Raw genomic sequence first — 14,004 nt, forward strand, 5'->3', positions numbered from 1 at the left:
CCTGCGGGTCACGACGCCATCAGGTCACGCAGCGCGACCACGTCACCCACCACGACGACGGCGGGCGGCTCGATCCCCTCCGCCGCACAACCCACCGTGTCCAGCGTCGCGACGACGACCCGCGCCCCGCTGTCGGCGACGACGGCGACCGGCGTGCTCCCGCGCCGCCCGCCACGCACCAGCCGCGCCGCGAGAGCGGCCAGGTGCGTCACGCCCATCAGCACGACGATCGTGCCGGTCCCGGCCGCCAGCCGGTCCCAGTCCACGGTCGACTCGGGCGAGTCCGGGTGGGCATGCCCGCTGACGATCGTCACCTCCTGCGTGACGCCGCGCTGTGTCACCGGGATGCCGGCCGCCGCCGGGACCGCGATCGCGCTGGTCACGCCGGGCACGACCTCGTAGGGCACACCGGCGGCAGCGCACGCGATCGCCTCCTCGCCGCCACGGCCGAACACGTACGGATCGCCGCCCTTGAGCCGGACGACGCGCAGCCCTCGGCGGGCGCGGTCCAGCATCAGCGCCTCGATCTCCCGCTGGCTGCGACGATGCCGGTGCGGCTCCTTGCCGACGTCGACGATCTCGACGTCCGGGCGCAGCGCGTCCAGCAGCGACCGCGGCGCCAGCCGGTCCACCAGCACGACGTCGGCCTGCTTGAGCAGGTCGAACCCGCGCAGCGTGAGCAGCCCCGGGTCGCCCGGCCCGCCGCCGACGATCGCCACGTGACCCGTCATGCCGACCCCCCGTACTTCACCGACCCGGCCGCCTCGGGCTCGAACGCCAGCCGGTACCCGCGCTTCACCACCGTCTGCACCACCCGCGCCCCGACGGCGCCGCGCAGCCGCGTCACCGCCATCTCGACCGCGTGCTCGTCCGAACCCCCGCCGGGCAGGACGGCGAGCAGGTCGGCCCGCGAGACGACGACGCCCGGCCGGCGGGCCAGCTCGGACAACACGGCCATCGGCCCGGGCGGCAGCTCCCGCGCGACGCCGTCGACGACGACGGCGTGCCCGCGCAGCTGGACGGCGTGCCCGGCCACCCGCAGCGTGCGGCACCGCGCCGGCAGCTCCGCCACGATCTCGCGCACGAGCGCGCCCAGCCGCGAGCGGGCCGGCTGCACCGTCGCCACCCCCAGCCGCTCCAGCCGCGCCCCGGTCACCGGCCCGACGCACGCGGGCAGCACCGACGACCCCAGCGCCTCCAGCACCGCCGACGACAGACCTAGAGACGACGCCAGCGCCAGCAGGCTGGCCACCGCCGGCGCGCTGGTGAACACGACGCAGTCGACCTGACGTGCGGCGACGGCCTCGACCAGCCGGCCCAGCGGCGCGACGTCGTCCGGCGGCACCCATCGGTACACCGGCACCATCACCACCGACGCCCCCGCCGCGGCCAGCGCGTCGGTGAAGTCCGGCAGCGGCTCGCCGTGCAGCTGGACGGCGATGCGGCGGCCGGCGAGGTCCTGCGCCAGCAGGTGCTCCAGCACCTCGGCCGACGACTCCGATGGCGGCGACCAGTCGTCGGTCAGCCCGGCCGCCCGCATCGCGCCGCGCGCCTTCGGACCCCGCGCCAGCAGCGTCGCCGACCCCAGCCGCTCCAGCAGCCCCTCGCCGAGACCCCAGCCGTCGGCCGCCTCCATCCAGCCGCGGAACCCGATGCCGGTGGTCGCGACGGCGATGTCGATCGGCTCGTCGATGCACAGCCGGGTCGCGGCCAGCAGCTCCGCGTCGTCGTCCAGCGGCACGATCCGGATCGCCGGCGCCTGCACGACCCGGGCGCCGCGCCGTTCCAGCAGCGCGCCCAGCTCCTCCCGGCGGCGCGCGGCGGTCACCGCCACGGTGAACCCCGACAGCGGCGCCACCCCGGCGCCCACCCCCGCCGCGGCCGACGGCGCGACCGTCACGGCACCGCCACCTCGACGTCTCCGTCGCGTACCCGCACGTCGTACACCGGCACGAGGACAACGGGCTCGTCCAGGCACTCCCCGGTGAGCAGTGAGAACACCTGCTTGTGCATCGGCGACGCCACGGTCGGCACGGCGCCGCGGGAGCCGACGATGCCGCGCGACAGGACGTAGGCGTCGCTGAACGGGTCCCGGTTGGCCAGTGCGTACAGCTCGCCGCCGAAGGTCCGGAAGATCGCCACCTGTTCGCCGCCGACCAGCGCCGCCACCCCGCGTTCGGGCAGCAGCCGGTCGTAGCGGCAGACGACGGTCCACAGCCGGACGTCGAGAACGGTCATCGGCGCACCACCTCAAGGGTCGGGCCGGCCACCACTGGCCGGATCTGTCCGCGCTCCAGCTCGAACCGGATGCTCGGGTCGGGGGCATCGGGGGCGTTGACGAACGACACGAACCGGCCGAGCTTCTCCTCGTCGTCGAGGACCGCCGCCCACTCGTCGGTGTAGGCGCCGACGTGCGCCTCCATCGCGGCCGACAGCTCGGCCGCCAGTCCCAGCGAGTCCTCGACCAGGACGCGGCGCAGGTATGCGAGGCCGTCGCCGTGCTCGTCGGTGAGCGCCTCGATCCAGGCGGACGTGCGCTGCAGCCGGTCCGCCGTCCGCACGTAGAACATCAGGAACCGGTCCACCAACGCGACCAACTCAGCCGACGAGAGGTCGGACGCGAACAGCTCGGCGTGCCGCGGCCGGAACCCGCCGTTGCCGCCGACGTAGAGGTTCCAGCCGTTCTCCGACGCGATGATGCCGACGTCCTTGCTGCGGGCCTCGGCGCACTCGCGGGCGCAGCCGGAGACGCCGGCCTTGATCTTGTGCGGCGCCCGCAGCCCGCGGTAGCGCAGCTCCAGCATGATCGCCAGCGACGTCGAGTCCTGCACGCCGTAGCGGCACCAGGTGGAGCCGACGCACGACTTCACCGTCCGCAGTGCCTTGCCGTAGGCGTGCCCGGACTCGAACCCGGCGTCGACCAGCCGCTTCCAGATCGCCGGCAGCTGCTCGACTCGGGCCCCCAGCAGGTCGATCCGCTGCCCGCCGGTGATCTTGGAGTAGAGGCCGAAGTCGCGAGCCACCTCGCCGATCGCGATCAGCCCCTCCGCCGTCAGCTCGCCGCCCGGCACCCGCGGCACGACCGAGTAGGTGCCGTTGCGCTGGATGTTCGCCAGGAAGTGGTCGTTGGTGTCCTGCAGCGCCGCCTGCTCGCCGTCGAGGATGTGCCCGCCACCGAGCCCGGCCAGGATCGACGCGACGACCGGCTTGCAGATGTCGCAGCCGCGGCCGCTGCCGTGCCGGGCGATGATCTCGCTGAACGTGCGCAGCCCGGTGACCCGGACGATGTCGAACAGCTCCGCCCGCCCCATGGAGAAGTGCTCGCACAGCGCCGGGTTCGCCTCGACGCCGGACTGCGTGAGCAGCGTCTTCAGCAGCGGGACGCAACTGCCGCAGACGGTGCCGGCCCGGGTGCACGCCTTGACGGACCCGACGTCGGCGCAGCCCTCGTCGTGGATCGCGGTGCGGATGGCCCCGGCCGACACGTTCTGGCACGAGCACACCTGCGCGTCGTCGCCGAGGTCGGACGTCGACGGCCCGGCCAGCAGCAGCTGCTCCGGGGTGTCGGTGAGCGGCTGGCCGACCATCGTCCGCAGCGCCGCGTACGCCGACGCGTCGCCGACCAGCACGCCGCCGAGCAGCCGGGTCGCGTCGTCGGTCACGACCAGCTTCTTGTAGACGCCGCCGACCGGGTCGGCGTAGACCACCTCCAGCGCGTCCGGCGCCGCCGCGTGCGCGTCGCCGAAGCTGGCGACGTCGACGCCGAGCAGCTTGAGCTTCGTGGAGAGGTCGGCCTCGGCGAACGCCGCGTCGCCGCCGAGCAACCGGTCGGCCGCCACCTCGGCCATCTCGTAGCCGGGCGCGACCAGCCCGTACACACGGCCGCCGGCCACGGCGCACTCGCCGATCGCCCAGATCGCCGGGTCCGACGTCAGGCATGCCTCGTCGACGACGATGCCGCCGCGCTCCCCGACGGCCAGGCCGGCGGCTCGCGCCAGCTCGTCCCGCGGCCGGATGCCGGCTGAGAACACCACCAGCCCGGCGTCCAGCGACGTCCCGTCGGCGAACGACATCCGCAGCCCGTCGTCGACCGCGCAGATCCGCTCGGTCGCGGTGTCCAGCCGGGCCGTCAGCCCGAGCGCCTCGACCTTGCGCCGCAGCACCTCGCCGCCGCCCCGGTCGATCTGCGCCGGCATCAGCCGCGGCGCGAACTCGACCACGCTGGCCGCCAGCCCGAGCGAGAGCAGCGCGTTCGCCGCCTCCAGCCCGAGCAGCCCGCCACCCACGACGACGCCGGACGACACCGACGCGGCCCGCGCCCGGATCGCGTCCAGGTCATCGATGGTCCGGTAGACGAAGCAGCCGTCCAGGTCCGCGCCCGGGACCGGCGGGACGAACGGCCGCGACCCGGTGGCCAGCACCAGCGCGTCGTACGGCACGACCCGCCCGGCCGACGTCTCGACGACGCGCGCCTCGCGGTCCAGGCGCGTCACCGCCTCGCCGAGCACCAGCTCGCAGTCGGCGTCGTAGCAGCCGTCCGGCACCAGCCCGAGCTCCGCCTCCGTCGTCCCGGTGAGGTACGACGTCAGCGCGACCCGGTCGTACGCGGGCCGCGGCTCCTCGCCCAGGACGGTGATCCGCCACCGCCGCTGCGGGTCGCGCTGCCGGACCGCCTCGACGAGGCGCTGCCCGACCATGCCGTTGCCGACGACGACGAGCCGGCGTTGTACGCTCATGCGGGGACCTCCACGGTCGATCGGGACGCGAGCAGCGCCGCGACGTCGGAGCGACAGCCGCCGCAGCCGGTGGTCGCGCGGGTGGTGGCGGCGACCTCGGCGACGGTGTCCGCCCCGGCCTCGCAGGCGGCCCGGACGCGGCCGGCGGTGACGCCGTTGCAGCGGCAGACGGTGTGCTCGTCGGGGACGTCGGCGGGGTCCAGCGCGGCGCCCGCGTCGACCACGCCCGGGAAGATCAGCGCCCGCCGGTCGGCCGGCGCCGGTGACGCGCGGTCGAACAACTGCGTGACGGCGCCGACCGTCTCCGGGCCACCGAGCATGATCGCGCCGGTGACGCGGTCGTCGCGGATCACGACCTTCTGGTACGTCCCGCGGGCCGGGTCGGCGAACCGCAGCACCTCGAGGTCGTCGGCGAACTCGTCCACGTCCGTCTCGCCCATCGCCGCGAGGTCGACGTCGGCCGCCTTCAGCCGGGTGACGATCGCCGAGCCGCGGTAGCGCGCGGGCCCGCCGGCGAGCACGTCCGCCAGCACCGCCGCCTGCTCCCACGCCGGCGCCACCAGCCCGTACACCTGATCCTCGTATTGCGCGCACTCGCCGATCGCATGGATCGCCGGGTCCGTCACCGACGTCATGGTGTCGTCGACGACGATCGCGCGGCCGGTCTCCAGCCCGGCCGCCGCGGCCAGTCCGGTGCTCGGCCGCACGCCGCAGGCCACGACCACCAGGTCGGCCGGCAGCCGCGTCCCGTCGTCCAGCCGCAGGCCACGCCCGCCGCCGCCCCAGCCGTCGGTGAACCGGACCGCCCGCGCGTTCACCCGCACCCGCACGCCGAGCCCGCGCAGCGTCCGGGCCAGCACCCGTCCGGCGTCGAGGTCGAGCTGCCGTTCCATCAGCCGGTCCGCGGGGTGCACGACCTCGACGTCGATGCCGCGGCCGGCCAGCCCGCGGGCCGCCTCAAGGCCGAGCAGCCCACCGCCCAGGACGATCGCGTACCGGACGCGAGACAGCCGGTTCAGCATCGCCCGGCAGTCGCCCAGCGTGCGGAAGACGACGACGTCGCGGTCCAGCTCGCCGTCGTCGCCCACCAGCCCGTCGATCGGCGGCACCCACGGGCGGCTGCCGGTCGCCAGCACCAGGTGGTCGTACGGGACGTGCTCGCCGGCCGTCGTCAGCACGCGGCGGTGCCGGCGGTCGATCGCGGCGACCTCGACGCCGGTGCGCAGCTCGACGTCCTCGGCCGCGTACCAGGCCGACGGCACCGTCTCGATCTCGGCCGGCGTCAGCGAGCCGGCCAGCACCGACGACAGGAGCACGCGGTTGTAGGCGGCCTCCGGCTCGGCGCCCAGGACGGTCACCTCGAACCGGCGTCCCGGGTCGCGGCTGCGCAGCTCCTGCACGAACCGCGAGCCGGCCATGCCGTGCCCCACGACGACAAAGCGCGTCATGATGTGCCCACCCGCTCCAGCCGGACGGCGCAGACCTTGAACTCCGGCATCCGTGAGATCGGGTCGAGCGCGGGGTTGGTCACCCGGTTCACCGCCTGATCGCCGCCCCAGTGGAATGGCATGAACACGGTGTCCGGCCGGATCGTCGTGGTCAGCCGGACCCGCCCGACGGCGTCGCCGCGGCGGCTGACCACCCGGACCTGGTCGCCGTCGGCCAGCCCGTTCCGGCCGGCGAGGTCGGGGTGGATCTCGACCTGCGGCTCGGGCGCCGCGGCGGCCAGCGCCGGGACCCGGCGGGTCTGCGCACCGCTCTGGTACTGCTGCAGCACGCGGCCGGTGGTGAGGTAGACGGGGTGCTCGGCGTCGACGTCCTCGGCCGGCGGCCGGTGCTCGACGGCGACGAACCGGGCCCGGCCGTCCGCCGTCGGGAACCCGTCCGCGAACAGCCGCGGGCTGCCCGGGTGGTCCGCCGACGGACACGGCCAGAACACGCCGCCCTCGGCGTCGACGCGGTCCCAGCTGATGCCGGCGTAGTCGGCGACGCCGCCGGCGCTGGCCCGGCGCAGCTCGTCGAAGACGGTCTCGGGGTCGGCAGTGAACGCGGCGACGCAGTCCAGCCGCGCGGCCAGCTCCGTCAGCACCTCCAGCTCGGTGCGCACGCCGGGCGGCGGCGCGACGGCCCGGCGCCGGCGGATCACCCGGCCCTCGAGGTTGGTCATCGTGCCGTCCTCCTCCGCGAACTGCGTGACGGGCAGGACGACATCGGCCAGCGCGGCGGTCTCGGACATGACGACGTCGCAGACGACCAGCGTGTCCAGCGCCGCCAGCCGTTCCGCCACCCGGTGCCCGCGCGGCGACGACACCGCGAGGTTGGTGCCGTGGACGAGCAGCGCCCGCGGTCCGCCGTCCGTACCGAGGCTCTCGAGCAGCTCGTACGCCGACGGGCCGGCGCCGGGCAGCTCGCCGGGGTCCACGCCCCAGACCCCGGCGACGTGCGCGCGAGCGGCCGGGTCGTCGATCTTCCGGTAGCCGGGCAGCTGGTCGGCCTTCTGGCCGTGCTCGCGGCCGCCCTGCCCGTTGCCCTGGCCGGTGATGCAGCCGAACCCGCTGTGCGGCCGGCCGGGCAGGCCGAGCGCTAGCGCCAGGTTGATCAGCGCGCTGACGGTGTCGGTGCCCTTGCTCTGCTGCTCCGCGCCGCGGGCGGTGAGGATGACGGCGCCCCGGCCGCGCGCGCCGGCGGCGAGCTGGGCGACGGTGGCCCGCTGCGCCGCGACGGACACCCCGGTGACCCGCTCGACCCGTTCCGGCCACCACTGCGCGGCCGTGCGCCAGGCGTCGTCGAACCCGGTCGTCCGGTCGTGGATGTAGGCGCGGTCGGCGTGCCCGTCCGCGACCGCGAGGTGCAGCAGCCCGAGCGCCAGCGCCAGGTCGGTGCCCGGCAGCACCGGCAGGTGCAGCGTCGCGCGGTCGGCCGTGGCGGTGCGGCGCGGGTCGGCGACGATCAGCGCGCCGCCGCGGTCGAGCACGGCGGTGAGGTGCTGCATGAACGGCGGCATGGTTTCCGCGACGTTGCCGCCGGCGATCAGGACGGCGCCGGTCTCGGCCAGATCGGGCAGCGGGAACGGCAGCCCGCGGTCGATGCCGAACGCCCGGTTCGATGCCGCGGCGGCCGAGGACATGCAGTACCGGCCGTTGTAGTCGATGTTCTTGGTCCGCAGCGCGACCCGGGCGAACTTGCCCAGCTGGTAGGCCTTCTCGTTGGTCAGCCCGCCGCCGCCGAGGACGGCGACCGCGTCGCGGCCGTGCGCGGCCTGGGTGGCGCTGATCGCGTCGGCGACCACGTCCAGCGCCTCGTCCCAGCTCGCTTCCCGAAAGGGCCGCGACCGGTCGTCGCGCAGCAGCGGCGTCGTCAGCCGCTCCGGCGAGCCGAGCAGGTCCGCCGCCGTCCAGCCCTTCTGGCACAGTCCGCCGCGGTTGGTCGGGAAGTCGCGCGGGCCCACGGTGACCCGGCCGCCGGCGTCCGCCGTCAGCGTCATCGCGCACTGCAGAGCGCAGTACGCGCAGTGGGTAGCCGTGGTGCCCATGCCCGCTACGGTGTGAACCGGCGGTTTCCGAACCGCCTCCGGCACGTTACGCCCGCGATAAATGGGTCGCACCCGTCCCCTCCGCGTGCGGTGATCAGATGTCCGCGCCGGCCAGCGCGGACCCCCGGCGCCCGTAGTTCCACCAGGTCAGTAGCACGCACGTCACGTAGAAGCCGAGGAAGATCACGAACGCGGTCGCGACGGCGCTGGTCGGCACCCGGCCGTCGTTCACCAGCCCCAGCACGCCGAACGTCGCGACGATGAGGAACCCGCCGAACGCGCCCACCGCCGACGACAGCCCGATGACGGCGGCCGCCTCGGTCCGGCCCCGCGCCAGGGCGGCGGCGCGGTCGCCGTCGTCGCCGGCCTCGCGCAGCGCCTGCTGCTGGAAGATCATCGGGATCATCCGGAACGTCGACCCGTTGCCGATCCCGGTCGTGACGAACACCAGCAGGAACGCGCCGAGGAACAGCGGCCAACGCCCCGCGTCCACCGCGACGATCACGACCACGGTGCCCGCGGCCATCGCGACGAAGTTCCAGAGCGTCACCCGGGCGCCGCCGATCCGGTCGGACAGCCAGCCGCCGAACGGCCGCGCCACCGAGCCGACCAGCGCGCCGAGGAAGGCGAAGTTCGCCGCCGGCACCTCCGGGAACTGCAACAGGATGAGCAGCGGGAACGCCGACGAGTAGCCGATGAACGAGCCGAAGGTGCCGATGTAGAGCCACGACACGATCCACGTGTGCTTGTGCCGCACCACGGTGATCTGCTCGCGGAACGTCGCCAGCGAGACCGACAGGTTGTCCATGAAGAACCACGCGCAGACCGCCGCGACCACACCCAGCGCGGCCCACACCCACCCCGCCCGGGCCAGGTCCACCCCGGCGGCACTCGCGCCCACCAGGCCGAACAATCCCCCGGCGCCGACGATCAGCGGCAGCCCGAGCTGGATCAGCGCGACGCCGACGTTCCCGCCGGCCGCGTTCAGCCCGAGCGCCAGGCCCTTCGACTTGTCCGGGTAGAAGAAGCTGATGTTCGTCATGCTGGACGCGAAGTTTCCGCCGCCGAACCCGGCCGTGGCCGCGATCAGCAGGAACGCCCAGTACGGTGTGCCCGGGTTGCCAACCGCCACGGCCAGCAGGATCGTCGGGACGAGCAGCAGCAGGCCGCTCACCACCGTCCAGTTCCGGCCGCCGAAGCGCGGGACGGCGAACGTGTACGGGATGCGCAGTATCGCCCCGACCACGTTCGGCACCGCGACCAGGAAGAACATCTGCGCGGCGGAGAAGCCGAAACCGTAGTGCGCGACCAGCAGCGCCGACGAGATGCTCCACAGCGTCCACACCGAAAACGCGATGTTCTCGGCGAAGATGGAGAAGACCAGGTTGCGCCGGGCGACGCGGCGGCCGGTGCGCTGCCAGAACGCCTCGTCCTCCGGCTCCCAGTGGTCGATCCACCGTCCCCCGCGACGAGTGATGCCCGGCGGGGCGACGGGTGGGGCGGGCGCGAGCGTCGGCGTGTCGGTCATGACGTCCTCCGGATCGGGGTCTGACTCCACTGCCCGCCGACGCTAGGAACGCGCCATTACGGCGACGTGCCTCGAGCGGCGCTCCCGTGTCAACGTCTCCTCACCCCGGGCCGCGCGCGGCCGTGAGACGCCGCGGCGGGCCTCTGGTGCGGGCGGGCGCTGTCGGCATACGTTGGAGGGATGGAGGACGACGGGAGTCGATCCGAAGCGGCCGGCCGGGCCGCCGCCATCGTCGGGGCCGGGCCGGCCGGGTTGTATGCGCTGGCGGCGCTGGTCAAGAGCGACCGGTTCGACCGCATCGACGTGTTCGAGGCGGCGCCCGCGCCGTACGGCCTGGTCCGCTACGGCGTCGCGCCCGACCATCCGAAGACCCGGAACATCTCGCGCGTGCTGGCCCGCGGCTTCGAGCACACCCGCGTGCGGTTCCTCGGCAATGTCAGCGTGGGCCGCGACGTCACCGTCGACGAGCTGCGCCTCGGCTACGACGTCGTCGCGGTGTCGACCGGCATGCTCGGCGACCGGAAGCTGGGCATCCCGGGCGAGGACCTGCCCGGCTCGTTCGGCGCGTCCGAGCTGGTCGCCTGGTACACCGGCCACCCCGAGGCCGGCGCCGTCGAGCTGCCGGCGAACCTCACCAGCGCGACGGTCATCGGCGCCGGCAACGTCGCCCTCGACGTCGCCCGCATCCTCGCCAAGGACGCCGCCACCCTGCGGACGACGTCGATGCCGCGGCCGGTCGTCGAGGCGCTGGCGGCGAGCACCGTCACCGACATACACCTGGTCGCCCGGCGCGGGCCGGCGCAGGCCAAGTTCACCTCACCCGAGCTGCACGAGCTGGGCGCGCTCGACGCCGTCGACCTCGTCGTCGACCCCGCCGACCTCGAGCTCGGCCCGGCCGACCAGGAGGCCGTCGCGCAGGACCGGCACGCCAAGGTGACCGTCGACGTGTGCCGCGAGTGGTCGCAGCGGGCGGCCACCGGCGCGCCGCGCCGCATCCACCTGCACTACTGGCGCCGCCCGGTCCGCATCCTCGGCGAGACCGCGGTCACCGGCATCGAGCTGGAGCCGACCCGGCCCGGGGCAGCGCCGCCGCTGACGCTGCCGACGCAGCTGGTCGTGCGGGCCATCGGCTACCACGGCAGGCCGATCCCGGGGCTGCCGTTCGACGAGGGCAGCGGCACTGTGCCGTCGCGCGACGGGCGGGTGCTCGACGACGGCGAGGTGGTCGCCGGGGTCTACGTGACCGGCTGGCTGCGCCGCGGCCCGACCGGCGTCATCGCGACCAACCGCGGCGACGCCAACGAGGTGGCGGAGTCGGTGCTCGCCGACCTCGACACGTTGCCGGAGCGGCCGTCCGACCCCGAGAGCGTCGACAAGCTGCTGGCCGAGCGCGACGTCCGGGTGGTCACCTGGGTCGACTGGCTGCGCCTGGAGGCGCACGAGAAGGCGGCCGGCGACGCGGCTGGCGGCGACCCGATCGTGGTGCACGAGCTGGCCACCGCCCTCGAGGTCATCGGCGCCGGCGGCTGATCCGTCCGGTCACCAGCGCCCCGGCGCCCAGCACGAGCACGGCGACCGCCTGGCCGGCGGGCGCGCCCGGAGCCGGCGTACCGCTCTCGGCCCCCGTGTCGGTGCCGCTGTCGGTGCCCGACTCGGCGCCGCTCTCGGTACCCGATTCGGTCCCGCCGGTGTCGGTGCCGGACTCCGTCCCGCCGGCGTCAGTGCCCGACTCGGTGCCGCCGGTGTCGGTGCCGCCCCACTCGGTGCCCTCCTCGGCCGCGCCGGACTCGTCGCCGCCGGTCTCGGTACCCGACTCGGTCGCGCCGGACTCGTCGCCGCCGGTCTCCGTGCCCGACTCGGTCGCGCCGGACTCGTCGCCGCCCGTCTCGTCGCCGCCGTTCTCGTCGCTGGGCGGGGGCTCTGCGCCGTTCTCGTCACTCGGCGGCGGCTCTTCGCCGTTCTCGTCGCCCTGGCCGCCCTCGTCACCGTTGTCGTTCTCGTCCTCATCGTCGTCGTCGGGACGGTTCGAGTTGTCGTTGCCGGAGTCGTTGTCGTCGTTGTCGTTCTCTTCGCGGATGTTCGCGGCGTCCGGGAAGTCCTCTTCGGGCATGCCCTCGAGCGCGGCGTCCATGAACGCCGTCCACGTGCGGCCCGGGTAGGCGCCGCCGCTGAAGTGGTCCATGCCGCCGACGCCGTCGAGCGACTCGGTGCCGTCGCCGCGGAAGTACACGACCGACGCGGCCAGCTGCGGGGTGTAGCCGCTGAACCAGGCGGTGAGGTCGTCGTGCGTGCCGGTCTTCGCCGCGACAGGACGGTCGAGGTCGCGCGCGACCTCGGCGGTGCCGCCGTCGACGGTCTCGGTGAGTGCGTAGGTGACGTCGGCCGTGACGTCCTCCTCGAACACCCGCTCCCCGGCCGCCTGAAGCTCGTGGGTGACCGCGCCGTCGCGGTCGACGATCTGCTGGATCGTGGTCGTGTCGGAGTGCAGGCCCTGCGACGCGAGCGTGGCGTAGGAGTTGGCCATGTTCAACGCCGAGACGCCGCCGATGCCGATGGCGACCCGGGGGTTCAGGTTCGCGGACAACTGCTCGTCGTCGGGGAACCCGGCCCGGACCAGTGAGTCGACCACCTTCTCCGGACCCATCTCCATCGCGAGGTCGACGAACGCGGTGTTGACGGAGCTCTCCATCGCGCGTTCCAGGCTGACGTTGCGGCCGTAGTCCTCGTTGCCCTGGTTGTTCACCGGCGGGCCGAGCTCGGGCGGGTCGAACGGCGAGTTGCCCCAGAACGTGCTGCGCAGCGAGTAGCCGTCCTCCAGGCCCGCGGCGAGTACGAACGGCTTCACCGTCGAGCCGGCCTGCGGGATGGCGTCGACGGCGTCGTTGTAGCTCTGCTCGACGGCGTCAGGTCCTCCGTAGACCGCGACGACGGCGCCGTCGCCGGGCCGCACCGCCGCGAGGCCGATGTGCACGCCGTCGGCGTCCTCGGTCGGCCGCTCGTCCTGGATCGCCTGGATGGCCGCCGACTGCGCCTGCGTGTTGAACGTCGACGTGACGCGCAGGCCGCCGGTCTCGATCTCCTGCTCGTCGTAGCCCATGGCGAGCAGTTCGTCGCGGACCATCATGAGCAGGTAGCCGTTAGGCCCGCCGTAGCGGTTGACCTGCTGTTCCGGCAGGACCTCAGGCGGCACTGTGGCGTCGGCGGTGGCCTGGTCGATGGCGCCCGTCGTCACCATGCCGTCGATGACGTACTGGAAGCGCTGCGCGAACCGTTCCGCGTTCTCGGGGCCGAGCGTGGGGTCGTAGCGCGTCGGCGAGCGCAGGATCGCGGCCAGCGCGGCGCTCTGCGCGAGGTCGAGGTCGGCGACGTCGACGCCGAAGTAGGACCGCGACGCCGTCTGCACGCCGTACGTGCCGCGGCCGAACCAGATGGTGTTGAGGTAGTCGCCGAGGATCTGGTCCTTGTCGACGTCCTGGTCGATCTTCACCGAGATGACCAGCTCGCGCAGCTTCCGCGTGTAGGAGCGGTCCTGCGTCAGGTAGTAGTTCTTGACGTACTGCTGGGTGATCGTGGAGCCGCCGCCGGCGCTGGCCGAGCCGCTCAGGGAGTCCCAGCCGGCCCGCAGCATGCCGGTGACGGAGAAGCCGTCGTTCTCGTAGAAGGTGCGGTCCTCGGCGGCCACGACGGCCTGCTGGAGGGTCTCGGGGATCTCCTCGATGCCGACGATCTCGCGGTTCTCGGCGCTGAACCGACCCAGTTCGGTCTCGCCGTCGTCCCAGTAGACGATGGTCGACTCGGACGTGGAGAAGTCGTTCGGCTCGGGCACGTCGATCATGGCGAACGCTACGCCGATGGCACCCGCACCCAGCAGGAACATGCCGAGCACTGTGAAGCCGAACACCTTCCAGTTGACGACGCGTCGCCAGCCGGTCCGCTTCGGGCGGCCGGCGCGATAACGGGCGCCACCCCGGTCGGGGCGGTCGGAGGTGTCGGCGGTTTCAGAGTTCTCGGGTTCAGGTTCCGTGCTCATGACTTCTTCGATGGTACGTTGCGCGGTTCTGGTCGCTCGTGCCATTGAGAAGACGGCCGGGGCCGTCGCGGAGTTCCTGGGCGCCGCCGCTGCGGCCCGCCCGGGGACGGGCACGGCGCAGCGACGTTTCTCCGCCACCCCCGCGAGCGGAGACCACGTTTCGCCGCGCCCTGCCCGC

General features: G+C 73.9%; 9 protein-coding genes. 1 reads left to right on the forward strand and 8 read right to left on the reverse strand.

Features of this window, described 5'->3' with window-relative positions:
- Positions 1–8: 8 nt before the first annotated feature.
- The 7 genes from cobA to BLV05_RS02855 all read right to left on the reverse strand — a co-directional run bounded on the left by cobA (position 9) and on the right by BLV05_RS02855 (position 9,796).
- Positions 9–731, reverse strand: coding sequence for a uroporphyrinogen-III C-methyltransferase (cobA, locus tag BLV05_RS02825; RefSeq protein ID WP_046766549.1), 723 nt, complete (start codon positions 729–731; stop codon positions 9–11).
- Entirely contained in the window at positions 728–1,900 is a 1,173-nt protein-coding gene (locus BLV05_RS02830; protein WP_046766548.1) for a uroporphyrinogen-III synthase, read from the reverse strand. The genes cobA and BLV05_RS02830 overlap by 4 nt, the downstream gene beginning before the upstream one ends.
- The gene (gene nirD / locus BLV05_RS02835) at positions 1,897–2,238 is read right to left on the reverse strand and encodes a nitrite reductase small subunit NirD (RefSeq protein ID WP_046766547.1); all 342 of its coding nucleotides are present in this window, start codon (positions 2,236–2,238) and stop codon (positions 1,897–1,899) included. Before nirD ends, BLV05_RS02830 begins: the two co-directional genes overlap by 4 nt.
- Positions 2,235–4,736 carry a nitrite reductase large subunit NirB gene (nirB, locus tag BLV05_RS02840; RefSeq protein WP_046766546.1) on the reverse strand — a complete coding sequence of 834 codons (2,502 nt, stop codon included), beginning with the start codon at positions 4,734–4,736 and terminating at the stop codon, positions 2,235–2,237. Before nirB ends, nirD begins: the two co-directional genes overlap by 4 nt.
- On the reverse strand, positions 4,733–6,184 hold the full coding sequence (locus BLV05_RS02845) for an FAD-dependent oxidoreductase (RefSeq protein WP_046766545.1): 1,452 nt from the start codon (positions 6,182–6,184) through the stop codon (positions 4,733–4,735). Before BLV05_RS02845 ends, nirB begins: the two co-directional genes overlap by 4 nt.
- A complete protein-coding gene (locus BLV05_RS02850; RefSeq protein WP_046766544.1) occupies positions 6,181–8,268 on the reverse strand; it encodes a molybdopterin oxidoreductase family protein in 2,088 nt (695 codons plus the stop codon). The genes BLV05_RS02845 and BLV05_RS02850 overlap by 4 nt, the downstream gene beginning before the upstream one ends.
- Before the next feature lie 94 nt (positions 8,269–8,362).
- Positions 8,363–9,796: an MFS transporter gene (locus BLV05_RS02855; RefSeq protein WP_046766769.1), complete on the reverse strand. Its 1,434-nt coding sequence runs from the start codon at positions 9,794–9,796 to the stop codon at positions 8,363–8,365.
- 180 nt (positions 9,797–9,976) lie between these two features.
- Here BLV05_RS02855 and BLV05_RS02860 point away from each other — a divergent pair, with 180 nt between their 5' ends.
- Positions 9,977–11,326, forward strand: coding sequence for an FAD-dependent oxidoreductase (locus BLV05_RS02860; RefSeq protein ID WP_046766543.1), 1,350 nt, complete (start codon positions 9,977–9,979; stop codon positions 11,324–11,326).
- Here BLV05_RS02860 and BLV05_RS02865 read toward each other — a convergent pair.
- Positions 11,307–13,826, reverse strand: a complete 2,520-nt coding sequence (locus tag BLV05_RS02865) for a transglycosylase domain-containing protein (protein WP_052762034.1) — start codon at positions 13,824–13,826, stop codon at positions 11,307–11,309. The genes BLV05_RS02860 and BLV05_RS02865 overlap by 20 nt on opposite strands.
- Between the last annotated feature and the right edge of the window lie 178 nt (positions 13,827–14,004).

Origin of the sequence: Jiangella alkaliphila (assembly GCF_900105925.1) — a bacterium.
GTDB lineage: Bacteria > Actinomycetota > Actinomycetes > Jiangellales > Jiangellaceae > Jiangella > Jiangella alkaliphila.

What these genes read in the sequence shown, in the direction of transcription:
- cobA (WP_046766549.1), bottom strand. Translation starts at nt 731, where the DNA reads ATGACGGGTCACGTGGCGATCGTCGGCGGCGGGCCGGGCGACCCGGGG.
- nirD (WP_046766547.1), bottom strand. Translation starts at nt 2,238, where the DNA reads ATGACCGTTCTCGACGTCCGGCTGTGGACCGTCGTCTGCCGCTACGAC.
- nirB (WP_046766546.1), bottom strand. Translation starts at nt 4,736, where the DNA reads ATGAGCGTACAACGCCGGCTCGTCGTCGTCGGCAACGGCATGGTCGGG.
- BLV05_RS02845 (WP_046766545.1), bottom strand. Translation starts at nt 6,184, where the DNA reads ATGACGCGCTTTGTCGTCGTGGGGCACGGCATGGCCGGCTCGCGGTTC.
- BLV05_RS02850 (WP_046766544.1), bottom strand. Translation starts at nt 8,268, where the DNA reads ATGGGCACCACGGCTACCCACTGCGCGTACTGCGCTCTGCAGTGCGCG.
- BLV05_RS02855 (WP_046766769.1), bottom strand. Translation starts at nt 9,796, where the DNA reads ATGACCGACACGCCGACGCTCGCGCCCGCCCCACCCGTCGCCCCGCCG.
- BLV05_RS02860 (WP_046766543.1), top strand. Translation starts at nt 9,977, where the DNA reads ATGGAGGACGACGGGAGTCGATCCGAAGCGGCCGGCCGGGCCGCCGCC.
- BLV05_RS02865 (WP_052762034.1), bottom strand. Translation starts at nt 13,826, where the DNA reads ATGAGCACGGAACCTGAACCCGAGAACTCTGAAACCGCCGACACCTCC.